The 23,517-nt window shown below is 61.2% G+C and carries 28 protein-coding genes; 22 read left to right on the top strand and 6 right to left on the bottom strand.

The window, feature by feature from the left end; translation table 11 throughout:
• Positions 1-71 precede the first annotated feature (71 nt).
• The 10 genes from AEQ63_RS26950 (at position 72) to AEQ63_RS26905 (ending at position 9,272) form a co-directional block, all read left to right on the top strand.
• Positions 72-443 carry a chemotaxis response regulator CheY gene (locus AEQ63_RS26950; protein ID WP_024012118.1) on the top strand — a complete coding sequence of 124 codons (372 nt, stop codon included), beginning with the start codon at positions 72-74 and terminating at the stop codon, positions 441-443.
• A gap of 18 nt (positions 444-461) precedes the next feature.
• Entirely contained in the window at positions 462-1,250 is a 789-nt protein-coding gene (locus AEQ63_RS26945) for a protein phosphatase CheZ (protein WP_042607546.1), read from the top strand.
• A gap of 36 nt (positions 1,251-1,286) precedes the next feature.
• Positions 1,287-3,560, top strand: coding sequence for a chemotaxis protein CheA (locus tag AEQ63_RS26940; RefSeq protein WP_064365466.1), 2,274 nt, complete (start codon positions 1,287-1,289; stop codon positions 3,558-3,560).
• A gap of 49 nt (positions 3,561-3,609) precedes the next feature.
• Positions 3,610-4,740 (top strand): protein-glutamate methylesterase/protein-glutamine glutaminase, encoded by a 1,131-nt coding sequence (locus tag AEQ63_RS26935; protein WP_064365465.1) that lies wholly within the window; start codon positions 3,610-3,612, stop codon positions 4,738-4,740.
• Positions 4,740-5,480, top strand: a complete 741-nt coding sequence (locus tag AEQ63_RS26930) for a flagellar motor protein (protein WP_039763601.1) — start codon at positions 4,740-4,742, stop codon at positions 5,478-5,480. The genes AEQ63_RS26935 and AEQ63_RS26930 overlap by 1 nt, the downstream gene beginning before the upstream one ends.
• A 12-nt stretch (positions 5,481-5,492) precedes the next feature.
• Positions 5,493-6,386 carry a flagellar motor protein MotD gene (gene motD / locus AEQ63_RS26925; RefSeq protein ID WP_371919904.1) on the top strand — a complete coding sequence of 298 codons (894 nt, stop codon included), beginning with the start codon at positions 5,493-5,495 and terminating at the stop codon, positions 6,384-6,386.
• Positions 6,387-6,429: 43 nt separating this feature from the next.
• The gene (locus AEQ63_RS26920) at positions 6,430-7,218 is read left to right on the top strand and encodes a ParA family protein (RefSeq protein ID WP_064365464.1); all 789 of its coding nucleotides are present in this window, start codon (positions 6,430-6,432) and stop codon (positions 7,216-7,218) included.
• 118 nt (positions 7,219-7,336) lie between these two features.
• The gene (locus tag AEQ63_RS26915; protein ID WP_064365463.1) at positions 7,337-8,302 is read left to right on the top strand and encodes a CheW domain-containing protein; all 966 of its coding nucleotides are present in this window, start codon (positions 7,337-7,339) and stop codon (positions 8,300-8,302) included.
• Between the two features lie 90 nt (positions 8,303-8,392).
• The gene (locus AEQ63_RS26910) at positions 8,393-8,878 is read left to right on the top strand and encodes a chemotaxis protein CheW (protein WP_016771050.1); all 486 of its coding nucleotides are present in this window, start codon (positions 8,393-8,395) and stop codon (positions 8,876-8,878) included.
• Position 8,879: 1 nt separating this feature from the next.
• On the top strand, positions 8,880-9,272 hold the full coding sequence (locus AEQ63_RS26905; protein ID WP_064365462.1) for a DUF2802 domain-containing protein: 393 nt from the start codon (positions 8,880-8,882) through the stop codon (positions 9,270-9,272).
• 98 nt (positions 9,273-9,370) lie between these two features.
• Here AEQ63_RS26905 and AEQ63_RS26900 read toward each other — a convergent pair whose 3' ends face one another.
• Together AEQ63_RS26900 and fliK are read right to left on the bottom strand one after the other, a co-directional pair.
• Positions 9,371-9,700, bottom strand: a complete 330-nt coding sequence (locus AEQ63_RS26900; RefSeq protein WP_042607552.1) for an EscU/YscU/HrcU family type III secretion system export apparatus switch protein — start codon at positions 9,698-9,700, stop codon at positions 9,371-9,373.
• Positions 9,697-11,271, bottom strand: coding sequence for a flagellar hook-length control protein FliK (gene fliK / locus AEQ63_RS26895; protein WP_064365461.1), 1,575 nt, complete (start codon positions 11,269-11,271; stop codon positions 9,697-9,699). Before fliK ends, AEQ63_RS26900 begins: the two co-directional genes overlap by 4 nt.
• Before the next feature lie 197 nt (positions 11,272-11,468).
• On the opposite strand from fliK, the gene ccmA reads away from it, so the two are divergent.
• The 10 genes from ccmA (at position 11,469) to AEQ63_RS26845 (ending at position 18,865) form a co-directional block, all read left to right on the top strand.
• Entirely contained in the window at positions 11,469-12,104 is a 636-nt protein-coding gene (ccmA, locus tag AEQ63_RS26890) for a cytochrome c biogenesis heme-transporting ATPase CcmA (RefSeq protein ID WP_064365460.1), read from the top strand.
• Positions 12,101-12,769: a heme exporter protein CcmB gene (ccmB, locus tag AEQ63_RS26885; RefSeq protein WP_039763615.1), complete on the top strand. Its 669-nt coding sequence runs from the start codon at positions 12,101-12,103 to the stop codon at positions 12,767-12,769. Before ccmA ends, ccmB begins: the two co-directional genes overlap by 4 nt.
• A 97-nt stretch (positions 12,770-12,866) precedes the next feature.
• On the top strand, positions 12,867-13,622 hold the full coding sequence (locus tag AEQ63_RS26880) for a heme ABC transporter permease (protein WP_038860475.1): 756 nt from the start codon (positions 12,867-12,869) through the stop codon (positions 13,620-13,622).
• On the top strand, positions 13,619-13,795 hold the full coding sequence (ccmD, locus tag AEQ63_RS26875; protein ID WP_039763617.1) for a heme exporter protein CcmD: 177 nt from the start codon (positions 13,619-13,621) through the stop codon (positions 13,793-13,795). The genes AEQ63_RS26880 and ccmD overlap by 4 nt, the downstream gene beginning before the upstream one ends.
• Positions 13,792-14,247, top strand: a complete 456-nt coding sequence (gene ccmE, locus AEQ63_RS26870; protein WP_064365459.1) for a cytochrome c maturation protein CcmE — start codon at positions 13,792-13,794, stop codon at positions 14,245-14,247. Before ccmD ends, ccmE begins: the two co-directional genes overlap by 4 nt.
• Positions 14,248-14,250: 3 nt before the next feature.
• A complete protein-coding gene (locus tag AEQ63_RS26865) occupies positions 14,251-16,239 on the top strand; it encodes a heme lyase CcmF/NrfE family subunit (protein WP_064365458.1) in 1,989 nt (662 codons plus the stop codon).
• Positions 16,236-16,772 (top strand): DsbE family thiol:disulfide interchange protein, encoded by a 537-nt coding sequence (locus tag AEQ63_RS26860; protein WP_064365457.1) that lies wholly within the window; start codon positions 16,236-16,238, stop codon positions 16,770-16,772. Before AEQ63_RS26865 ends, AEQ63_RS26860 begins: the two co-directional genes overlap by 4 nt.
• Complete coding sequence (locus AEQ63_RS26855) at positions 16,769-17,239, top strand: cytochrome c-type biogenesis protein (protein ID WP_064365456.1); 471 nt, start codon at positions 16,769-16,771, stop codon at positions 17,237-17,239. The genes AEQ63_RS26860 and AEQ63_RS26855 overlap by 4 nt, the downstream gene beginning before the upstream one ends.
• Positions 17,236-18,435: a c-type cytochrome biogenesis protein CcmI gene (gene ccmI / locus AEQ63_RS26850; protein WP_042607559.1), complete on the top strand. Its 1,200-nt coding sequence runs from the start codon at positions 17,236-17,238 to the stop codon at positions 18,433-18,435. Before AEQ63_RS26855 ends, ccmI begins: the two co-directional genes overlap by 4 nt.
• A 25-nt stretch (positions 18,436-18,460) precedes the next feature.
• Positions 18,461-18,865, top strand: coding sequence for a hypothetical protein (locus tag AEQ63_RS26845; protein ID WP_064365455.1), 405 nt, complete (start codon positions 18,461-18,463; stop codon positions 18,863-18,865).
• Between the two features lie 44 nt (positions 18,866-18,909).
• On the opposite strand, the gene AEQ63_RS26840 is transcribed toward AEQ63_RS26845, so the two are convergent.
• On the bottom strand, positions 18,910-19,485 hold the full coding sequence (locus AEQ63_RS26840; RefSeq protein ID WP_064365454.1) for a PIN domain-containing protein: 576 nt from the start codon (positions 19,483-19,485) through the stop codon (positions 18,910-18,912).
• Complete coding sequence (locus AEQ63_RS26835) at positions 19,482-19,949, bottom strand: helix-turn-helix domain-containing protein (RefSeq protein ID WP_042607562.1); 468 nt, start codon at positions 19,947-19,949, stop codon at positions 19,482-19,484. The genes AEQ63_RS26840 and AEQ63_RS26835 overlap by 4 nt, the downstream gene beginning before the upstream one ends.
• A 184-nt stretch (positions 19,950-20,133) precedes the next feature.
• Between AEQ63_RS26835 and AEQ63_RS26830 the strand changes: the two genes are divergently transcribed.
• Entirely contained in the window at positions 20,134-20,346 is a 213-nt protein-coding gene (locus tag AEQ63_RS26830) for a type II toxin-antitoxin system HicA family toxin (RefSeq protein WP_064365453.1), read from the top strand.
• Complete coding sequence (locus tag AEQ63_RS26825; protein WP_064365452.1) at positions 20,346-20,750, top strand: type II toxin-antitoxin system HicB family antitoxin; 405 nt, start codon at positions 20,346-20,348, stop codon at positions 20,748-20,750. The genes AEQ63_RS26830 and AEQ63_RS26825 overlap by 1 nt, the downstream gene beginning before the upstream one ends.
• Positions 20,751-20,863: 113 nt before the next feature.
• On the opposite strand, the gene AEQ63_RS26820 is transcribed toward AEQ63_RS26825, so the two are convergent.
• Both AEQ63_RS26820 and AEQ63_RS26815 read right to left on the bottom strand, forming a co-directional pair.
• Complete coding sequence (locus AEQ63_RS26820) at positions 20,864-22,063, bottom strand: MFS transporter (protein ID WP_064365451.1); 1,200 nt, start codon at positions 22,061-22,063, stop codon at positions 20,864-20,866.
• Between the two features lie 408 nt (positions 22,064-22,471).
• Complete coding sequence (locus AEQ63_RS26815) at positions 22,472-23,470, bottom strand: sulfate ABC transporter substrate-binding protein (RefSeq protein ID WP_064365450.1); 999 nt, start codon at positions 23,468-23,470, stop codon at positions 22,472-22,474.
• Positions 23,471-23,517: the final 47 nt, after the last annotated feature.

Genomic DNA, 23,517 nt, shown 5'->3' with positions numbered 1-23,517 from the left:
GATTGATTGAAGTGGCGCGTCCAGGTGCTGGGCGCGTTTAAGACTGCTTGGAGGTCGAATTGAACAAAGACATGAAAATCCTCATCGTTGATGACTTCTCAACGATGCGGCGGATCATCAAGAACCTGCTGCGCGATCTTGGGTTCACCAACACCGTCGAGGCCGACGATGGCACCACTGCCATTCCGGTGCTCAACAGCGGCAGCATCGACTTTCTGGTAACGGACTGGAACATGCCGGGCATGACCGGTATCGACCTGCTGCGCCACGTGCGTGCCGATGAAAAACTCAAGCACCTCCCGGTGTTGATGGTGACTGCCGAAGCCAAGCGCGAGCAGATCATCGAGGCCGCCCAGGCCGGTGTGAACGGTTACGTGGTCAAACCTTTCACGGCTCAAGCGTTGAAAGACAAAATCGAGAAGATTTTCGAACGCATCGGCTGATGAATGCGCGGGGGAGCTATGGAGCATAACGAATCTTCACAGGGCGATTTCGAATCGACCCTGAAAAAACACGCGGTCGAACTGGTCGAAAGCCTTGAAAAAGGCAGGTTCGGCGACGCGGTGCAACTGATCCATGAGCTCAATCAGACCCGTGACCGCGGCCTGTATCAGGAAGTGGGCAAGCTCACACGTGAACTGCACAGTGCGATCGTCAATTTCCAGATCGATCCGCACATGCCGCAGGCCGAGGAAGTGTCGCAAATCACCGACGCGACCGAACGCCTGGGCTACGTGGTCAAGCTGACGGAAGCCGCGGCCAACCGCACCATGGATCTGGTGGAAAGCGCCACGCCGGTGGTCAACAGTCTGGCTGATGAAGCGCAGACGTTGAGTGCCGATTGGGGTCGCTTCATGCGTCGCGAGGTCGGGGCTGAAGAGTTCCGCGAACTGGCGCGCCGGGTCGACGGTTTTCTGTCACGCAGCAGCACGGACAACCGTGCGGTGTCGAGCAACCTCAACGACATCCTGCTGGCTCAGGATTACCAGGACCTCACCGGTCAGGTGATCAAGCGCGTGACCCAACTGGTCACCGAAGTCGAAAGCAATCTGCTCAAACTCGTGCTCATGGCCAGTCAGGTCGACCGCTTCGCGGGCATCGAACATGACCGCGCCGCAATGCTCGCCGAAAAAGATCCACAAAAACATCTCTCGCAGGGTGAAGGTCCGCAGATTCATGCCGATAAACGAGAAGACGTTGTGTCCGGTCAGGACGATGTGGACGATTTGCTATCCAGCCTTGGATTTTGAAGTTAGGTTTTTAGACCTGTTAGGAGCACCCCATTAATGAGCTTCGGCGCCGATGAAGAGATCCTTCAGGATTTCCTGGTTGAGGCCGGCGAGATTCTTGAGCAACTGTCCGAACAACTGGTCGAGCTGGAAAGCCGCCCGGATGATGCAGATCTGCTCAATGCAATTTTTCGCGGTTTCCACACTGTAAAAGGGGGCGCCGGCTTCCTTCAGCTCAATGAGCTGGTGGAGTGCTGTCACATCGCCGAAAACGTGTTCGACATCCTCCGTAAGGGTGAGCGTCGCGTTGATGCAGAACTGATGGACGTTGTGCTCGAAGCACTGGACGCGGTGAACAGCATGTTCAGCGAAGTCCGTGAGCGCGCACCGATCACCGCCGCCACCCCGGAACTGCTGGCCGCGCTGGCGCGTCTGGCCGAGCCGCAATCGGCGGATGAAGCCGTGGCCGCACCGGTGGAAGTGGTCGAAGAGCCGGTCGCCGAAAGCGCATCGGAAGACATTACCGACAACGAATTCGAACAACTGCTGGACTCGCTGAATGCCGTCAAGGCGCAAGCCGAGGCCCCGGCCGCTCCTGTGGCATCCGCGCCGGTTGCCGACACGGCGGCCAGCGATGAAATCACCGACGCCGAATTTGAATCGCTGCTCGATCAACTGCACGGCAAAGGCCAGTTCGCTGTCGATGCAGTCGCTCCGGCGCCAGCAGCAGCGGCTCCGGCCGCGCCTGCTGCGGGCGACAGCTCGGACATCACCGACGACGAATTCGAAGCGCTGCTCGATCAGTTGCACGGCAAGGGCAACTTCGCCGTTGACGCGCTGGAATCGGCGATTGCTTCAGCGCCGGCAGCCCCTGCTGCACCGGCCGCCGCTGCGGCCGGTAGCGACCTGATCAGCGATCACGAATTCGAATCGCTGCTCGACGAATTGCACGGCAAAGGCAAGTTTGACGCCGCCGCGGCGACTGCCGGCTCCGCATCAAGCGTCGCCACGCCAGCCGCGAAAACTCCGGCTGCCGCTGCTGCGCCGAAGCCTGCGGCCAAGCCTGAACCGAAAGCCGAGGCGCCGAAACCGGCCGCCGCTGCTGCTCCGGCTCCGGCCCGCGCGCCAGCCGCTGCACCGGCAGAAAAACCCGCCAGCGAAGCAGAAACCACCGTGCGCGTCGACACCGCGCGGCTCGACGAGATCATGAACATGGTCGGCGAGCTGGTGCTGGTGCGTAACCGTCTGGTGCGCCTGGGTCTCAACAGCGGCGACGAAGCCATGTCCAAGGCCGTGTCGAACCTCGACGTGGTCACCGCTGACCTGCAGACCGCCGTGATGAAGACGCGCATGCAGCCGATCAAGAAGGTCTTCGGGCGCTTCCCGCGTCTGGTTCGCGACCTCGCGCGGCAACTGAAGAAAGAGATCAACCTGGAACTGGTGGGTGAAGAAACCGACCTCGACAAAAACCTTGTTGAGGCTCTGGCCGACCCGCTGGTCCACTTGGTGCGCAACGCTGTCGACCACGGCATCGAGTCGCCGGAAGAACGTGAAGCGTCGGGCAAGGCCCGTGGCGGTCGCGTGGTGCTGGCGGCCGAGCAGGAAGGCGACCACATCCTCCTGTCGATCTCCGACGACGGCAAAGGCATGGACCCGAACGTCCTGCGTTCGATCGCGGTAAAACGCGGTGTGATGGACAAGGACGCAGCCGATCGCCTGAGCGATACCGAGTGCTACAACCTGATTTTCGCCCCGGGTTTCTCGACCAAGACCGAGATCTCCGACGTGTCCGGCCGTGGTGTCGGCATGGACGTGGTGAAGACCAAGATTTCCCAGCTCAATGGTTCGATCAACATCTACTCGACCAAGGGCCAGGGCTCGAAGATCGTCATCAAGGTGCCGCTGACGCTGGCGATCATGCCGACGCTGATGGTCATGCTCGGCAATCAGGCGTTCGCGTTCCCGCTGGTCAACGTCAACGAAATCTTCCACCTCGACCTGTCGACCACCAATGTCGTCGACGGTCAGGAAGTGGTGATCGTGCGCGACAAGGCGCTGCCATTGTTCTACCTCAAGCGCTGGCTGGTCAGCTCCGCCGCTCACGAAGAGCAGCGCGAAGGCCATGTGGTGATTCTTTCGGTGGGCACTCAGCGGATCGGCTTCGTCGTCGATCAACTGGTCGGCCAGGAAGAAGTGGTCATCAAGCCATTGGGCAAAATGCTCCAGGGCACTCCGGGCATGTCCGGCGCCACCATCACCGGTGACGGCCGCATTGCGCTGATTCTCGATGTTCCAAGCATGCTCAAGCGTTACGCCACAAAGCGTATTTGAATCCGGGACGGCGGCGCGATGACGCGCCGCTGCACCTAATGGAGTGTTTATGGCAGTCAAAGTCCTGGTGGTGGACGATTCGGGTTTTTTCCGCCGCCGCGTCTCGGAAATTCTTTCGGCGGATCCGAGCATCCAGGTGGTCGGCACGGCCACCAACGGTAAAGAGGCGATCGATCAGGCCATGGCCCTCAAGCCTGACGTGATCACCATGGACTACGAGATGCCGATGATGGACGGCATCACGGCGGTGCGGCACATCATGCAGCGCTGCCCGACCCCGGTGTTGATGTTCTCCTCGCTGACGCACGAAGGCGCCCGGGTGACCCTGGATGCGCTGGACGCCGGCGCGGTGGATTTCCTGCCGAAGAATTTCGAAGACATCTCGCGCAACCCCGAGAAGGTCAAGCAGTTGCTGTGCGAAAAAGTCCACAGCATTTCGCGCAGCAATCGTCGTTTCAGTGCCTACAGCGCGCCGGCCCCCGCCGCTGCGCCAGCGCCGACGCCTGCCCCGGCAGCGTCGAGCTACAGCAGCCACAGCAGCCCTGTGCCGGCGCGTCCGGCGCCAGCGCCTGCTCGTGCATCCGCTGCCAGCGCTTCGTCGTCGGCCCCGAAACGCAAAGCCTACAAACTGGTTGCCATCGGCACCTCGACGGGCGGCCCGGTTGCGCTGCAACGTGTACTGACGCAACTGCCGGCAAACTTCCCGGCGCCGATCGTGCTGATCCAGCACATGCCGGCAGCGTTCACCAAGGCCTTTGCCGAACGTCTCGACAAGCTCTGCCGCATCAGCGTCAAGGAAGCCGAGGATGGCGACATCCTGCGTCCGGGCCTGGCGCTGCTGGCGCCGGGTGGCAAGCAAATGATGATCGACGGCCGTGGCGCGGTGAAGATTCTGCCGGGTGACGAGCGTCTGAACTACAAGCCGTGCGTGGACATTACCTTCGGTTCGGCGGCGAAATCCTACGGCGACAAAGTTCTGGCAGTGGTCCTCACCGGCATGGGCGCCGACGGTCGCGAAGGCGCGCGTCTGCTCAAGCAGGGCGGCAGCTCGGTGTGGGCGCAAGATGAGGCAAGCTGCGTGATCTACGGCATGCCGATGGCCATCGTCAAAGCCGATCTGGCTGACGCCGTGTACGGTCTGGACGATATCGGCAAGCACATCGTCGAGGCGTGTATCTGATGGATGTTCTCAGCCTTATCGGCCTCATCATGGCGTTCGTCGCCATCATCGGCGGCAACTACCTTGAAGGCGGTCACCTCGGCGCGCTGGCCAACGGCCCTGCGGCGCTGATCGTGCTGGGCGGCACCGTCGGCGCCGCGCTGCTGCAATCGCCGATGAGCGCGTTCAAGCGCGCGATGCAGATTCTCGCCTGGATCTTCTTCCCGCCGCGTGTCGACCTGGCCGGCGGCATCGACCGCGTGGTCAATTGGAGCCTGACGGCGCGCAAGGAAGGCTTGCTCGGTCTCGAAGGCGTGGCCGACGCCGAACCCGACAGCTACTCGCGCAAGGGCCTGCAACTGCTGGTCGATGGCGCCGAGCCGGAAGCGATCCGGAGCATTCTCGAAGTGGATTTCTACACCCAGGAATCCCGTGATATCGAAGCAGCCAAGGTCTTCGAAAGCATGGGCGGCTACGCGCCGACCATCGGCATCATCGGTGCGGTGATGGGCCTCATCCATGTGATGGGCAACCTCGCCGATCCGTCGCAACTGGGTAACGGCATCGCGGTGGCTTTCGTCGCGACGATCTACGGCGTGGCCAGTGCCAACCTGATCCTCTTGCCGGTGGCCGCCAAGCTCAAGTCCATCGCGTTGCGGCAGTCGCGTTATCGCGAAATGTTGCTGGAAGGAATTCTGTCGATCGCCGAAGGTGAAAACCCGCGCTCTATCGAGCTGAAGCTTCAGGGCTTCATGGATTGATGGGGGATATGGATCATGGCTCGTCGCAGGCATCAGGAAGAACACGTTAATCACGAGCGCTGGCTCGTGTCCTACGCGGATTTCATCACTTTGCTGTTCGCGTTTTTCGTGGTGATGTACTCGATCTCGTCGATCAACGAAGGCAAGTACAAAGTCATCTCCGAAGCGCTGATCGGCGTGTTCACCGATTCCGATCGCTCGCTCAAACCGATTCCGATCGGCGACGAGCGGCCGAAGACCGTGACCCCGGCCAAGCCGCTGGTCAAGGATGCCGAGCAGGTCGACGCCGGTATAGCCGGGGCCAGCGATCCGCTGAAAAGCATCGCCGATGACATCAGCGCCGCGTTCGGTGACTTGATCAGCTCCAACCAGATGACCGTGCGCGGCAACGAGCTGTGGGTCGAGATCGAACTCAACTCCAGCCTGTTGTTCGGCAGCGGCGACGCAATGCCGAGCGACATCGCCTTCAACATCATCGACAAGGTCGCAGCGATCCTGAAACCGTTCGACAACCCGATCCACGTTGAAGGCTTTACCGACGATCAACCGATCCGCACCGCGCAGTACCCGACCAACTGGGAGCTGTCCTCGGCACGCTCGGCGAGCATCGTGCGCATGCTCGCCATGCAGGGTGTCAACCCTGGGCGTCTGGCGTCGGTGGGCTACGGCGAATTCCAGCCAGTGGCCAACAACGCCACGGTCGAAGGCCGGGCGAAGAACCGTCGCGTGGTGCTGGTGGTGTCGCGCAACCTCGATGTACGCCGCAGCCTCACCGGTACCGGAACCGCCAATGCGCAACCGGACGCGGCACTGAAGCGCGCTGGCACACAAACTGCACCGACCCCGGTCAAGACGCCGGGACGCGAGAGTGCCGTCAATTCTCCGTCGCCCGCATTAACACGCTGAAGCATGTCTCGGTCAATCAACCTGGCCGGGAGGAACGAACTGAATGAGAGTCTGGGCAGTCGCCAATCAAAAGGGTGGTGTCGGTAAAACCACATCCTCCATCGCTTTAGCCGGGTTGCTGGCCGAGGCGGGCAAGCGCGTGGTTGTGGTCGATCTCGACCCGCACGGCTCGATGACCAGCTATTTCGGTTACGACCCCGACAACCTGGAACACAGCAACTACGACCTGTTCCTGCACAAGGGCAGCGTGCCGCAAGGCCTGCCGGGGCAGTTGCTGCTGTCGACCAGCGACGAACGCATTTCCCTGCTGCCGTCGAGCACTGCGCTGGCCACCCTTGAGCGGCAGTCGCCGGGGCAGAGTGGCCTGGGTCTGGTGATCGCCAAGAGTCTGGCGCAGCTGTGGCAGGACTTCGATTACGCGATCATCGACAGCCCGCCGTTGCTCGGCGTGCTGATGGTCAACGCCCTTGCGGCGAGCCAGCAACTGGTGATCCCGGTGCAGACCGAGCACTTGGCCGTGAAAGGTCTGGAGCGCATGGTCAACACCCTGGCGATGATCAATCGTTCGCGCAAACAGCCACTGCCGTTCAGCATCGTGCCGACCCTGTTCGACCGCCGCACGCAGGCGTCGATGGGCACCCTGCGCGTGCTGCGCGACAAATTCCCCGACGATATCTGGCACGGCTACATCCCGGTCGATACCCGCCTGCGCGATGCGAGTCGCGCCGGTGTCACGCCTTCGCAATTCGACGGCAAGAGCCGTGGCGTGCTGGCCTACCGCGCGCTGCTCAAGCACCTGCTCGCGCAGCAACTTGTTCCGCAGGTGGCCTGAACATGATCTTTATTCCTGTAGGAGCTGCCGAAGGCTGCGATCTGTTGATCTGGCCTGCCAGTGCTCCTGAAAAGATCAAAAGATCGCAGCCTTCGGCAGCTCCTACAGGGGGGCGCGCATGAACCGGCCGGTTAAGCTGACTTCACGCCCGCAACAGGCCTTGCAGTCCTACCTGGAAGACCTGCTGCTGGACCTGCCCGAAGACGTGCCGCCACCAGTCGAAGCGCAGCCGCCAGTCGTCGAACAGGCGCAGCCTCAAGTGATGGAAAGCGCCGAGGCCATGGACGAGTTCCAGGCGGCGGTGCTCGAAGAGCAGGCTCGCGACGCGCAGAAGTCTGTCGCTCCAATTGCCGCCCCGGCTGTTGCACCTGTAGCCAAGGCCCCGGTGGCGCTGATCGACGAACCGCGCGCGCCGCTGTCGACGCTGGCGCCGCTGCTGCAAACACAGTTATTGACCGTTCCGGAACCAGAATCAGAACCCGAGCCGGAGCCAGAACCGGCGCCGCCAGTGGCAGAGCCGCAGGTGCTGATTCCGCCGCTGGTCGAAGTGCACCTGCCACCGAACAACCCGCCGCCACCGGTTGAACCCGATGGCCGTCCGGCCTGGGCTGCTGAGGCCTTCGAATGTCTGTTGTTCGATGTCGCCGGGCTGACGCTGGCCGTGCCGCTGGTGTGCCTGGGGTCGATCTATTCGCTGGCCGGCCATGAGCTGACGCCGCTGTTCGGTCAGCCGGAGTGGTTCCTCGGAATTCTGCCGAGCCAGGCCGGCAACCTGAAGGTCCTGGACACCGCGCGCTGGGTCATGCCGGATCGTTACCGCGATGACTTCCGGCAGGGCCTGCAATACGTGATTTCGGTTCAGGGTTACGAGTGGGGGCTGGCGGTGCATCAGGTCAGTCGCTCGTTGCGCCTGGACCCGAATGAAATCAAATGGAGAAGTCACCGGGGTCAGCGGCCATGGCTCGCCGGCACGGTGATCGAGCACATGTGTGCATTGCTTGACGTATCCGCGCTGGCCGAGCTGATCGCCAGCGGCGGGGCAAAGCACTTGAGCGGCAACAAGCCGCTACATAAACCGACATAGCAGCCGACATAACAATCAGGCGATGGCATTTTTCAATGCCATCACACAGAACACACACCGCCCAGGGCGGTTTTTTCGAGGGGTCAGGGTATGAGTAGTCAGGCGTCGAATGCAAAAGGTTCTGAAGATCCGATCCTGCAATGGGTGACCTTCAAACTGGATAACGAAACCTACGGCATCAACGTGATGCGCGTGCAGGAAGTGCTGCGCTACACCGAGATCGCCCCGGTACCGGGTGCGCCGAGCTATGTGCTGGGCATCATCAACCTGCGCGGCAACGTGGTCACCGTGATCGACACCCGTCAGCGCTTCGGCCTGCACAGCGGCGAGATCAGCGACAACACCCGTATCGTCATCATCGAAGCCGACAAGCAAGTCGTCGGCATCATGGTCGACAGCGTCGCCGAAGTGGTTTACCTGCGTCAGTCGGAAATCGAAACCGCACCGAACGTCGGTAACGAAGAGTCGGCCAAGTTCATCCAGGGCGTGTGCAACAAGAACAACGAGCTGCTGATTCTGGTCGAGCTGGACAAGATGATGAGCGAAGAAGAATGGTCGGAACTGGAGAGCATCTGATTTGATTCTCGAGGTTGCGGTAATTGTTCTGTTCCTGTTCTGGGCCGGCACGCTGGCGATGTTCGTCTCGTACATCAAGGCGCAGCGGGTGATCGCTGCGCAGCAGGCCCAGGGCGATGCGCTGCGTGATCAGCGCATCAAGGAACTGGCCAAACGCGTCGACGATTACCAGAACGGCAACGTGCGCATGGGCGAAGCCCTGCACGAGTTGCGCGCGGTGGTGAGCCCGTTGCCGGACAAGATCGTTGCACTGGAACAACGCGACCCGTCGAGCCTGTCATTCGCCCAGGCGGCGAAACTGGTGGGCATGGGCGCGAGCGTCGATGAACTGACTCAGTCGTGCGGCTTGACCCAGGCTGAGGCGGAGTTGATGCGCAAGCTTCACAAGAACTAGAAGCAAGATCAAAAGATCGCAGCCTTCGGCAGCTCCTACATTGGATTCGCATTTCCCTGTAGAAGCTGCCGAAGGCTGCGATCTTTTGCTTTTAAGGCTTAATAATCATCGCCGCGCAGGGTCACATCTTTCTCGACCATCGGCGCGTTCGGGTCTTGTCCCTCGGGGAATTTGCCCTTCAGATTCCACGCAAACGCGATGATCTCGGCGATCGTGCGGTAGAGCTCTTCGGGGATGCTGTCGCCCAGTTCCATCCGCGCCAGCAGGCGTACCAGTTCGGCGTTTTCGTAGATCGGCACTTCGTAATCGCGGGCGATGCGCAGGATTTCTTCGGCCAGTTCATCGTCGCCCTTGGCGGTGAGGGTCGGGGCGTGGTTGCCGTCGTATTTGAGGGCGATGGCCTGGCGTGGGGCAGTGGAATCGTTCATGCGGTTTCGTCGACCCAGCGGTGTTCGAGGCGGGTTTGGTTGCCTTGCGGCGGGGTGCCGTGGTGGCAGTCGAGGTCGCCGACGTTGAGCCCGGAATCGAGCAAGCGCTGGCGCAGCGCAAACAGATTGCTTTCGATCAGGTCGGCGGTGTACGGCCGCTCGGCCCACAGCTGACTGGACAGGCTGCCAGCAATCAGTTGCGCCTGAATCTGCATCGGTCCGAGGGGTTCCAGATCGAAGGCCAGATCGACCCGCCACAGTTGCTGTTTGGCTTCACGCTCGTCGCGGCGTTCGTGGGGTTGCGGTTCGCGCTCCGGCGCTTCTTCACGCTGAAACTTGACCTGCAGCGGCACGATGTCCTGCAAATTGCGCATGGGGATTTCCAGCTGCCAGGTGCTGAGCAGGCGGCCATCGTCGGTGACGCCAGTCTGTTCCAGGCTCGACAACTGATGGCTTTGCAGGCGCGACACCGCAGCGGCGGCGAGGCGCAGCAGCTGTTCGAGATCGCCTTCGCCTTCCAGTTTCGCCAGCAGCCGTTCGGGTAACGGAAAGCTGCTCGGCACCGGTTTGGCGCTGACCTGACCGAGGGTGCCCAAGGCATTTCGAACGAAACTCGGCAAGGCCTGCGCCAGGGTGTTGGCGGCGATGATCGCGTTGAAATTGGTGTTGCTCGGCAGGCCGGGGGTCAGTTGCGCGATCAGCTTGAGCAGGTCGGCCTTCATGTCCGGGGCAAGCGCCGGGTTTTGTCCGCCGAGCAATTTGGCTTCGAGGAACGCGCCGCTGTTGGCCAGGGCGAGTGCCACGCCTTTGGCCGTGCTCATTTGCTGCACGTCCGGCAGGCTGGCGAGCAGCTTGTCGACCACTGCGCGCAGATCGGCCGAGGTCTGATCGGTGGCCGGCGGCAGATTCTGCAGCAATTTCAGCAAACCATCGAGCGAGCCCTGACGACTTTGCTGACCGAGCAATTGCTGACTGACCGCCAGTTGCTCCTGACGGCTGCTCAACGGCACGAATTTGAGGGTTTGCGCGTCCTGCACCTGCGCCGACAACAAGGTGCCGATGCGCAGCGGTTGCGGACTGTCGACGGTCAATGTGCTGCCGCTCAACGCAGTGTTGAGCAGGGTCACCATCGAACGGAACACCGCCGCTTGTCCTGGGGTTTGCGGCAGAGCCTGCGAGGTCACGACTTTGCCTTGCAGCAGGGTGCCGGCCGGCAGCTGCGCGGTGTCGATGCGGGTGAGGGTGGCGACGCTGCTGGCAATCGCTTGCTGCACGGTGATCGCCAGATTCCCGGCCGATGGCTGGGTGATCGCCAGGTTGGTGCCCTGTGGCAACGGCAGATTGCTGCTGGCCTGCACGGTGGTCTGGCGACCGCTGTCGAGGGTCACTTTGAGCAGCAATTCAAAGGTCTGATCGGCCTGCTTGAGCGACAACACCTCGGCCTTGGCGCTTTGCCCCGCGCCTATCAAGCCCTCGACCGGCGTCAGCAGCTTGAGCAGTTCACCCATCTGCGGGCGAGCGCTCGCCGGCACGGTGGGCGGCAGCGGGAGGATGTTCATTTCGCCTGTCATACGCGGACACAACCTGAGGAAATTGCACTCTTGAGAGTAAGGCACGGCATGTATAATGCCGCGCGTCGTGCGCTTCGTTCAAAAAACCTAGCAATTGTTTGATCCAGCTCGCCAGATCGAGCGATCAAAGCATCTATGCTGCTTCTCTTTAACGGCCGCGCCAGAGCCGACTTGAACCGTATAAGGCCCGTGATCCCTTGACCAGTCCTGTCCTGCAAACCGTTGCCCTGGCGTGTGAACGCGATCTGCGGCTGCTGTTCGAACACCTCGAATTGCGCCTGGTCAGCGGTGACATGGTGCAGATCAGCGGTCCCAACGGCAGCGGCAAGACCAGTCTTTTACGTCTGCTCGCCGGTTTGATGCAACCCACCGATGGCCAGGTGCTGCTCAACGGGCTACCGCTGGCCGAGCAACGCAGCGAACTGGCGCGCAATCTGTTGTGGATCGGTCACGCCGCCGGGATCAAGGATCTGCTCACTCCCGAAGAAAACCTGTCGTGGCTCTGCGCCCTGCATCATCCCGCCGAGCGCGAGGCGATCTGGCAGGCACTGGCAGCGGTAGGATTGCGCGGTTTCGAAGACGTTCCCTGCCACAGTCTTTCCGCCGGTCAACAGCGCCGCGTAGCGCTGGCGCGGTTGTATCTGGACAGCCCGCCGTTGTGGATTCTCGACGAACCTTTCACGGCGCTGGACAAGCAGGGCGTCGCGCAACTGGAAGAACATCTGGCCGGGCATTGCGAGCGCGGCGGTCTCGTGATCCTGACCACGCACCATACGCTGAGCCGCATGCCGGCCGGTTATCGCGACATCGATCTGGGGAAATGGGCGGTATGAGTGTCTTCGGCCTGCTGCTTGCCCGCGAATCGCGCCTGCTGTTCCGCCGCCCGGCGGAGCTGGCCAACCCGCTGATTTTCTTCGCCATCGTCATTGCACTGTTCCCGCTGGCCGTCGGCCCGGAAACTCAAGTCTTGCAAAACCTGTCCCCGGGGTTAGTCTGGGTGGCGGCGTTGTTGTCGGTCCTGCTGTCGCTGGACGGATTGTTTCGCAGTGATTTCGAAGATGGCTCGCTGGAGCAGTGGGTCCTTTCGTCGCACCCGCTGCCGCTATTGGTCCTGGCCAAGGTGCTGGCACACTGGCTGTTCTCCGGTCTGGCACTGGTCCTGCTGTCGCCATTGCTGGCGTTGATGCTCGGTTTGCCGGCCGCCTGTCTGCCGGTCCTGCTGCTGTCGTTGCTGCTGGGCACGCCGGTGCTGAGCCTGCTCGGCGCAGTTGGCGCGGCGCTGACGGTCGGCCTCAAGCGCGGCGGTCTGTTGCTGGCGCTGCTGATTCTGCCGTTGTACATCCCGGTGTTGATCCTTGGCAGCGGCGCGTTGCAGGCCGCGCTGCAAGGCATGCCGGCGACCGGATACCTGTTGTGGATGGCCAGCCTCACAGCGCTGGCGATCACCCTGACACCCTTTGCAATAGCCGCTGGCCTGAAGATCAGCGTCGGCGAATAATAATGAGGCCTGGTCAAAAATTGACCACTTCTTCCAGAAGAAAGGCATGACCCTCTGCCAGCTCGCGATGATGAGCGGCAACCGTGATGGAAACAGTATGAACTGGACCTGGTTTCACAAGCTCGGCTCGCCCAAGTGGTTCTACGGCATCAGCGGCAAGTTCCTGCCGTGGTTGAGCATCGCAGCGTTGCTGCTGATCGGCGTTGGTGTGGTCTGGGGGCTGGCGTTCGCGCCGCCGGATTATCAGCAAGGCAACAGCTTCCGCATCATCTACATTCACGTGCCTGCCGCGATGCTCGCCCAGTCGATCTACGTGATGCTCGCGGTGTGCGGCGTGGTCGGGCTGGTGTGGAAGATGAAACTGGCCGACGTCGCTCTGCAATGTGCTGCACCGATCGGTGCGTGGATGACTGCGGTGGCGCTGGTCACCGGTGCTATCTGGGGCAAGCCGACCTGGGGCTCGTGGTGGGTTTGGGATGCACGCCTGACTTCGATGCTGATTCTGCTGTTCCTGTATTTCGGCGTGATCGCGCTGGGCAATGCCATCAGCAACCGCGACAGCGCCGCCAAGGCCTGCGCGGTGCTGGCGATCGTTGGGGTGATCAACATTCCAATCATCAAATACTCGGTGGAGTGGTGGAACACCCTGCATCAGGGCGCGACGTTCACCCTCACGGAAAAGCCGGCGATGCCGGCGGAAATGTGGCTGCCGCTGCTGCTGACGGTGCTGGGCTTCTACTGCTTCTTCGGCGCTGTGCTGTTGCTGCGCATGCGCCTTGAAGTGCTCAAGCGCGAAGCCCGCGCCAGTTGGGTGAAAACCGAAGTGCAGCAGAGTCTGGAGGCGGCACGATGAGTTTTGCTTCATTCGGCGACTTCCTCGCCATGGGCCATCACGGCCTGTATGTCTGGTCGGCCTACGGCATCTGTCTGGCGGTGCTGGCCCTCAACGTGGTGGCGCCGATTGCGGCGCGCAAGCGTTATCTGCAACAAGAGGCGCGTCGTCTGCGCCGGGAGAACGGCCAGTGAATGCGCTGCGCAAAAAACGTCTGATCATCATTCTGGCCATCCTGGTCGGGGTCGGCGCCGCTGTCGGCCTGGCCCTGAGCGCGCTGCAGGAAAATATCAATCTGTTTTACACGCCGACGCAGATCGCCAACGGTGAAGCGCCGCAGGACACGCGCATCCGCGCCGGCGGCATGGTCGAGGCCGGTTCGCTGCAACGATCCAAGGATTCGCTGGACGTCAAGTTCGTCGTCACCGATTTCAACAAGTCCGTGACCATCGCTTATCGCGGCATCCTCCCGGATCTGTTCCGCGAAGGGCAGGGTATCGTCGCCCTCGGCAAGCTCAACGCCGACGGCGTGGTGATTGCCGATGAAGTGCTGGCCAAGCACGATGAGAAGTACATGCCGCCGGAAGTGACCAAAGCGCTAAAGGACAGCGGTCAATCCGCGCCGACGCCTGTGAAGGAGGGTTGATCGATGGCAGCCGCATTGTTTATTCCTGAACTGGGCCATCTGGCGATGATTCTCGCCCTGTGTTTTGCGCTGGTCCAAGCGGTGGTGCCGATGCTCGGCGCTTGGCGCGGCGACCGTTTGTGGATGAGCCTGGCGCAACCGGCAGCGTGGGGTCAGTTTGCCTTTCTGCTGTTTGCCTTTGGCTGCCTGACCTACGCGTTCATGACCGACGATTTCTCCGTCGGCTATGTGGCGATGAACTCCAACAGCGCGCTGCCGTGGTACTACAAATTCAGTGCGGTGTGGGGCGCCCATGAAGGCTCGCTGTTGCTGTGGGCATTGATCCTCGGCGGCTGGACGTTCGCCGTGTCGGTGTTTTCCCGGCAGTTGCCGCAAGTCATGCTCGCTCGCGTGCTGGCGGTGATGGGAATGATCAGCACCGGTTTCCTGCTGTTCCTGATTCTTACCTCGAACCCGTTCTCGCGGATCCTGCCGCAGATTCCCGCCGATGGCCGCGACCTCAATCCGTTGCTGCAGGACATCGGTTTGATCGTGCATCCGCCGATGTTGTACATGGGTTATGTCGGTTTCTCCGTGGCCTTCGCATTCGCCATCGCCGCGCTGCTCGGCGGTCGTCTCGATGCCGCATGGGCGCGTTGGTCGCGTCCATGGACGATCGTCGCCTGGGCGTTCCTCGGCATCGGCATCACCCTTGGTTCGTGGTGGGCGTATTACGAACTCGGCTGGGGCGGCTGGTGGTTCTGGGACCCGGTGGAAAACGCCTCGTTCATGCCATGGCTGGTCGGCACTGCGTTGATCCACTCGCTGGCGGTCACCGAAAAACGCGGCGTGTTCAAGAGCTGGACGGTGTTGCTGGCGATTGCCGCGTTCTCGTTGAGCCTGCTCGGCACCTTCCTCGTCCGCTCGGGCGTACTGACCTCGGTGCACGCGTTTGCCTCGGACCCCGAGCGCGGCGTGTTCATTCTGATTTTCCTGCTGTTCGTGGTGGGCGGTTCGCTGACCCTTTTCGCCCTGCGCGCGCCAGTGGTGAAAAGTCAGGTCGGCTTCAATCTGTGGTCACGTGAAACCTTGCTGCTGGGCAACAATCTGGTGTTGGTCGTCGCGGCGTCGATGATCCTCCTCGGCACCTTGTATCCACTGATTCTCGATGCCATCAGCGGTGCCAAGCTGTCGGTCGGCCCGCCGTATTTCAATGCGCTGTTCATTCCGTTGATGGCGTTGCTGATGCTGGTCATGGCGGTCGGTGTGATCGTGCGCTGGAAGGACACGCCGGTGAAATGGCTGGCGAGCATGCTCACCCCGGTGCTGCTCGGCAGCGTCGCACTGGCCGTGGTGGCCGGCGTGGCCTATGGCGACTTCAACTGGGCGGTGATCGCGACGTTCCTGCTGGCCGCGTGGGTGCTGCTTGCCGGCGTGCGCGATCTGCTCGACAAGACCCGCCACAAAGGCCTGATCAAAGGCTTGCCGACGCTGACCCGCAGCTATTGGGGCATGCAGATCGCCCACCTCGGCATCGCTGTGTGCGCGCTGGGTGTGGTGTTGTCGAGCCAGAACAGTGCCGAGCGTGACCTGCGCCTGGCGCCGGGCGAGGCGATGGACCTGGCCGGCTATCAGTTCGTCTTCGAAGGCGCCAAACATTTCGAGGGGCCGAACTTTACCTCGGACAAAGGCACCATCCGCGTCATTCGCGACGGCCAGGAAATCAGCGTGCTGCACCCGGAAAAACGTCTGTACACGGTGCAGAATTCGGTGATGACCGAAGCTGGCATCGATGCCGGTTTCACCCGCGATCTCTACGTCGCCCTCGGCGAGCCGCTGGATAACGGCGCCTGGGCCGTGCGCGTACACGTCAAACCGTTTGTGCGCTGGATCTGGTTCGGCGGCTTGCTCACCGGATTGGGTGGTTTGCTGGCGGCGCTGGATCGGCGTTATCGGGTCAAGGTGAAAAGCAAAGTGCGCGAAGCGCTGGGCATGACGGGAGCGGCGGCATGAGGCGTTGGTTGATGTTATTGCCGCTGGCGATTTTTCTGCTGGTGGCGGTGTTTCTTTATCGTGGCCTGTATCTCGATCCGGCGGAGTTGCCGTCGGCGATGATCAACAAGCCATTCCCGGAGTTTTCCCTGCCGAGTGTGCAGGGTGACAAGACGCTGACCAAGGCCGACATCCTCGGCAAACCGGCGCTGGTCAATGTCTGGGGCACCTGGTGCATTTCCTGCCGGGTCGAGCACCCGGTACTGAACAAACTCGCCGAGCGCGGCGTGGTGATCTACGGCATCAACTACAAGGACACCAACGCCGATGCCTTGAAATGGCTGGCCGAGTTCCACAATCCATACGCGCTGGATATTCGTGATGACGAAGGCTCGCTGGGCCTCAACCTCGGTGTCTACGGCGCGCCGGAAACCTTCTTCATCGACGCCAAGGGCGTCATCCGCGACAAGTTCGTCGGGGTAATCGACGAGCAGGTCTGGCGCGAGAAACTCGCGGCCAAGTATCAGGCGCTGGTCGATGAGGCCACGCCATGAAGCGTTTTCTCGCAGCAGTGCTGTTGGGCTTGAGCCTGGCCGGTGTCGCCCAAGCGGCCATCGACACCTACGAGTTCGCCAACGAGGGCGACCGCGAGCGTTTCCGCGAGCTGACCAAGGAACTGCGCTGCCCCAAGTGCCAGAACCAGGATATCGCCGACTCCAACGCGCCGATCGCCGCCGACCTGCGCAAAGAGATTTTCCGCATGCTCGGCGAGGGCAAGGACAATCAGCAGATCATCGACTTCATGGTCGATCGTTACGGTGATTTCGTCCGCTACAAACCGGCGCTCAATGCGAAGACCGCGCTGTTGTGGTTCGGCCCGGCCGGGCTGCTGCTCGGCGGTTTCGTAGTGATCGTGCTGATCGTGCGCAGGCGTCGCGGGCAACGTGCCGAAACCCCGTCATCGCTGTCTGCCGAAGAACGTCAGCGCCTCGACCAACTGTTGGATAAAAACCAAGAATGATTGATTTCTGGCTCGCCGCAGGGCTGTTGCTTCTGGTCGCCCTGAGTTTTCTGCTGATCCCGGTGCTGCGCGAACGCCGCGCCCAGCGTGAAGAAGATCGCACCGCGCTGAACGTCGCGCTGTATCAGGAGCGGGTTGCCGAACTGCAAGCGCAGCAGGCCGAAGGCGTGCTCGATGCCGCGCAACTGGACAGTGGCCGCGCGGAAGCTGCACGTGAATTGCTCGCCGACACCGAAGGCGTCACCGCACCGCGTGTCTCGCGCCTTGGCAAGCCGTTGCCGCTGCTGGCCGCCGTGTTGGTGCCGGTGCTGGGCCTTGGTCTGTACCTGCATTTCGGCGCCGCCGACAAAGTCGAACTGACCCGCGAATTCGCCCAGGCACCACAGTCGATGGAAGAGATGACCCAGCGTCTGGAGCGTGCGGTCGCCGCACAACCGGATTCCGCTGAAGGCCTGTATTTCCTTGGCCGTACCTACATGGCTCAAGATCGCCCGGCGGACGCGGCGAAGATGTTCGAACGCGCCGCCAACCTCGCCGGTCGCCAGCCGGAACTGCTTGGCCAGTGGGCGCAGGCGCAGTATTTCGCCGACGGTAAGAAATGGTCAGAGAAGATTCAGGCACTGACCGACGAAGCGCTGAAGGCCGACCCGAAAGAAGTCACCAGCCTCGGCCTGCTCGGTATCGCCGCGTTCGAAGGCGAGCGGTATCAAGAAGCAATCGACTACTGGAATCGCCTGCTCGCGCAACTGCCGCCGGAAGACAACTCGCGCGCTGCGCTGCAAGGCGGCATCGAGCGTGCCGCCGAACGCCTGAAGGCCAGCGGTGGTCAGGTTGCCGAGGCACCGGCGCCGAAAGCTGCGTTGCTGAAAGTCAGCGTTGATCTCGCGAGCGAACTCAAAGGCAAGGTGCAACCGGGCGACAGCGTGTTCATCTTCGCCCGCGCCACTTCTGGCCCACCGGCGCCGCTGGCGGCCAAACGCCTGACCGTCGCCGACCTGCCAGTGACCGTCGAACTGGGCGACGCCGATGCAATGATGCCGCAGTTGAAACTGTCCAACTTCCCTGAAGTCCAACTGGTTGCGCGCATCTCTCGGGCCGGTCAACCGACTGCCGGGGAATGGATCGGTCGCAGCGGCCCCTTGGCCAGCAGCACCACTGCGCCACAAAAACTGACCATCGACAGCCCGGACCAGTAACCGGACCCAACAGGAAAGCACCGCCATGCACACCATCGCCCGCATCACAGTCCTCACACTGGCCCTGGGCTTGAGTGCATGTGCGGTACAACGCCCGGAACCGACCACCAGCCTGCCGCCGATTCCGCCGTCGCAACCGACCCCGACCCCGTCGACCTCGCCGACCCCCGGCAAAACCATCCCGGCCAAACCCGCCAAGCCGGTGCCACGCACCTCCGCCAGCTTCGCCCCGCCACCGGGCGGCAACAGCCACTGGGACCAGAAACTCGGCGTCTACGTCCTCGACGACCAGACCAACACCTTCTACCGCCAGCGCACCTACTACCGCTGGAACAACGGCTGGAGCCGCTCGGTCAGCCCCAACGGCCCGTGGGAAGACACCAACATCCACGGCGTACCGCCGGGGCTGGGCAAGCAGTTCGGGCAGTAAGAGAAACGGCGATCCTGGGATCGCCGTTTTTTTGCGTCTGATTCTCAGAGAATCGCACGATAGTTACCTAACGCCTTTACCGATTCGACCAAGCCTTGCCGCTGGAGAAAGCCAAGATATTTGTCCACCTCCACAGTGGGCGTGTTCAATTGCCGTCGCTGGCTTTGAGCCGCAGCGACGACGGCAGCCGAATCAAGATGAAAAAGGTTTTCCACAAACTCATCCGGGTGCTGAGCTTCGATGCCATATGGCGCGAGGTGACAGGAGGGGAAATCTTTCAGGTTGAACGTCACTATTACATCGGCACCGCATCGGATAGCGGCCGCCAGAACATGGCGGTCGTTCTCATCAGGCAGCGTCAGACCTGACACCAAGTCTTCATAGCCATCGATACACGCATCTGGAATGGCCAGGTCCATCAATTGCGATGTGCGATCGAGTTGTTCGAGGGTCAGGTCGGACCTGTTCTTCAATAAGTTACGCTTCCATTCGTGGTGTATTTCCTGAGTCCAGCGAGCTCGATACAGCCCAGACAACGCGAGCCACATAAGGAAGTCTCTCAAAGGGGCCGGATATAAGACGCATGCATCGTATACAGCAGTGAAAGAGGAATGCCTCACTCGTATCCTGTCCTTAGCGCCTGTGCCTGCTCCGCGAGAAGCGTCATTGCCTGCTCGCTGGCGGTGTCTCGCCGGGTTTTATATTCCATCAGATCGGCAAAACGCACACGTCGGTGCTTGCCTGTTTTGTGGTAGGAAATCTCACCGCTCTCCAGCAGTTTGATCATGTGCGGACGTGAGACGTTGAGCAGATCGGCAGCTTCTTGAGTGGTCAGCTCGGCATGGATCGGCACGACCTTCACAGCGTTGCCCTCCGCCAGCGCTGCGAGGATATCGCTCAGCAAGCGCAATGCCGACGTTGGCAGCTCGACGCTGTGGGCTTCATTCTGCTCATCAAAAATCTGGATTCGCTGGGTATCGAAACCTGTGGCGAGGAAAGCGGTGAGGGTGCGCTGGCCTTCAATCGCGGCTTTGACTTCGCGTTCAACTGGCAAATTTGTAGTGGAAGGAATTGGAGTGGGCATAAGACTGTTCCAACATTCTAGAAACGATGCGCGAACGTTATTCGAATTAAACGAAAATCGCAATAAACGAAACTGGCGTCAGGAATACTTTGCAAAACAACCCACCATCACCCCGTCCCATTCTGTGCTTGAGTAAAGATAACTCTAGAGTTATTTTTAGTTGGCCAGGCCAAGGAGGCGGTTGGTGCAGATCAGGCTATTGATGAAGGAGCTGGAGGAGGCGGGCTGGACGTTGGATCGGGTTGCCGGCAGTCATCACATTTTCACTCATCGTTACAACCCGAACACGATTGCCGTCCCGCATCCGAAAAAGGATTTACCACTGGGGACAGTCACAAGCATCAGGCGGCGCGCGGGGTTGTTCAGCCCGCCAACCCGTCATGAAGGAGATCCGTAATGCAATATCCCATCTGCATCGAGTGGGGTGACGAGAACACTGCCATCGGTATTCAGATCCCCGATATTCCCGGCGCAGTCACGGCCGGGGACAGCTTCGAAGAGGCTTACAACGCGGCCGTGGAAGTCGCGCATCTCATGCTGCAGGAGATCGCGGCGGCCGGGCAGGCGATTCCGATGCCGACTTCGGCAGCGGCGCATCGCAGCCATCCGGATTTTGCCGGGATGGGCTGGGGCATGCTGGAGCTGGATATCTCGCCGTATCTGGGCAAGACCGAGAAGGTCAACGTTACGCTGCCTGGCTATGTGATTCAGCGTATTGATCGCTATGTGCGCGAGCATAACGTCAAAAGCCGCTCCTCGTTTCTGGCGGATGCGGCGATGGAGAAACTGGTGCGGTATTGAGGGTCTACGCAATTGTGGGGAGCGAGCCTGCTCGCGAAGGCGTCAGGTCAGGCACTGATCTGCGGCAGACACACCGCTTTCGCGAGCAGGCTCGCTCCCACTATGACATCGCGTCAGGACGCGACTTTTCGTTGCGCCAGAGAGGCGTTTTGCGATGCACTCAAAAACCGCAACAACGCCAACAACGGGAACACGCTGCCGACAATCACGATCCACAACCAGCCGCCATGCTCGTACACCGCGCTGGCTACCGACGAGCCGAAGGCGCCGCCGATGAAGATGCTGGTCATGTACAGCGCGTTCAAACGGCCGCGACTTTTCGCGTCCAGCGAGTACACCGCGCGTTGGCCGAGGACCATGTTCATCTGCACACAGAAGTCGAGGACCACCCCGGTCACGGCCAGGCCGATCACGCTATAGGCCGGGTGGATGAAAGCGGGGAGGAAGCTCAGGCTGGCGAAGAGCATGGCCAGCAGCGAGGCGATGCGTGTGTGGCCGGCATCGGCGAGGCGGCCACTGATTGGCGCGGCGATGGCACCGATGGCGCCCACGAGGGCGAATATGGCGATCTCGCTTTGCGACAGGCCATGGTTGCGCGCCAGTTCCAGCGGCACGGCGGTCCAGAACAGGCTGAACGTGGCAAACATGCAACCCTGATAAAACGCCCGCTGACGCAGCACGGGTTGTTGGCGCAGCAGTGTCCACAGCGAGCCGATCAATTGGCCATAGGTGGCGCTGTGATCGGGCTGGCGCTTGGGTACGGTCAGTGCCAGCACCACGCTGATTGCCGCCATCAACGCTGCGGCGATCATGAACATGGCACGCCAGCCGAGGTGGTCGGCGACCACGCTCGACACCGGTCGCGCCAGCAGAATACCCAGCAGCAGACCGCCCATGATGCCGCCGACCACGCGGCCACGGGATTCTTCCGGCGCCAGATGCGCGGCCAGCGGAATCAGGATCTGCACCGACACCGAGCTGAAGCCGACCAGCAGCGAGATCAGCAGAAACACGTTGGGCTGCTCGGTAAACGCCGCGCCCAGCAGACTGGCGATCGCCACCAGCGTGGTGATGATCATCAGCCGCCGGTTTTCCAGCAGATCGCCCAGCGGCACCAGAAAGAACAGGCCCAGCGCGTAACCGATCTGGGTGAGCGAGACGATGAAACTGGCCATGGTGTCGGAGAGGCCGATGTCCGGCGCGATCAGGCCGATGATCGGCTGTGCGTAGTAGATGTTGGCAACGATGGCGCCGCAGCAGAACGCGAACAGCAGGACCATGCCTCGGGTCATTGCGTGAGGAGTGGTGGTCATAGGAGATCTCGGGTCGGGCACTGGAAAGCGGAGAGGCTAATGGACAACGTGGACGGGCAGAAGACGTTTTCGGATGATAACTGTTATTACGTTGTGTAATGACTTCTGGATGGTTACGGGGGAAGGCTGGATGTGTTTGTTCATTCAACAAAAGCCCCTCACCCTAGCCCTCTCCCGGAGGGAGAGGGAACTGATTGGGGGATGCTTGGGATATGCGCCGACCTGAAGGTGCGACAGTGAATCCATGATCGTTCCAAACCATAATCCACTCGGTCCTTCAGGTCGATGTCTGACGGAAGTCACCTCGGTCGGCTCCCTCTCCCTCTGGGAGAGGGCTGGGGTGAGGGGCTTCTGGCTCAACAAAAAGGCGACCTTGGTGGGTCGCCTTTTGATTTTTCAGATCAAACCTTACTGCCCGCTATAAATCTGATCAAACACCCCACCATCATTGAAGTGGGTTTTCTGCACCGTGCGCCAGTCACCAAAAGTCTTCTCCACCGAAAGGAAATCGACTTTCGGGAAACGGTCGGTGTACTTCGCCAGCACCGCCGGGTCACGTGGGCGCAGGTAGTTGGCTGCAGCGATTTCCTGACCTTCCGGCGACCACAGGTACTTCAGATATTCATCTGCCGCAGCGCGCGAGCCTTTCTTGTCGACGACTTTATCGACCACGGACACCGGTGGCTCGGCTTCGGCGGAGACGCTTGGGTAGATCACTTCGAACTGATCGCGACCGAATTCGCGAGCGATCATTTCCGCTTCGTTTTCGAAGGTCACCAGCACGTCGCCGATCTGGTTGGTCATGAACGTGGTGGTAGCGGCGCGGCCACCGGTATCCAGCACTGGCGCCTGCTTGAACAGTTTGCCGACGAAGTCCTTGGCCTTGTTCTCGTCACCGCCATTCTTCAGCACATAACCCCAGGCCGACAGGTAGGTGTAACGGCCATTACCCGAGGTTTTCGGGTTGGGCACGATCACTTGCACGCCATCCTCGAGCAGGTCCGGCCAGTCTTTCAACGCTTTCGGGTTGCCCTTGCGAACGATGAACACCGTGGCTGATGTGAACGGCGCGCTGTTGTTCGGCAGGCGCGTGACCCAATTGTCCGGGACCAGTTTGCCGTTGTCGGCGAGGGCATTGATGTCGGTGGCCATGTTCATGGTGATGACATCAGCCGGCAGGCCATCGATCACCGAGCGTGCCTGCTTGCTCGAGCCGCCGAAGGACATCTGTACGGTGATGTTTTCCTTGTGCTCGGCTTGCCAGTGTTTCTGGAACGCAGTGTTGTAGTCCTTGTAGAAATCGCGCATCACGTCGTAGGAAACGTTAAGCAGCGTCGGTGCTGCCTGGGCGATGTTGGCCAAGGTCAGGCCGGCGGCGAGAAGTGAGGCGCCAAAGAGTTTTTTCACTGCGCATTCCTTGTTGGTTATCGATGTAGGAGCTGCCGAAGGCTGCT

The sequence above is a fragment of the Pseudomonas sp. RIT-PI-o genome, from assembly GCF_001297215.1.
Lineage (GTDB): Bacteria > Pseudomonadota > Gammaproteobacteria > Pseudomonadales > Pseudomonadaceae > Aquipseudomonas > Aquipseudomonas moraviensis_A.
Note: the sequence above shows the minus strand (reverse complement) of the source record. Positions and strands in the feature narration are given on the sequence as shown.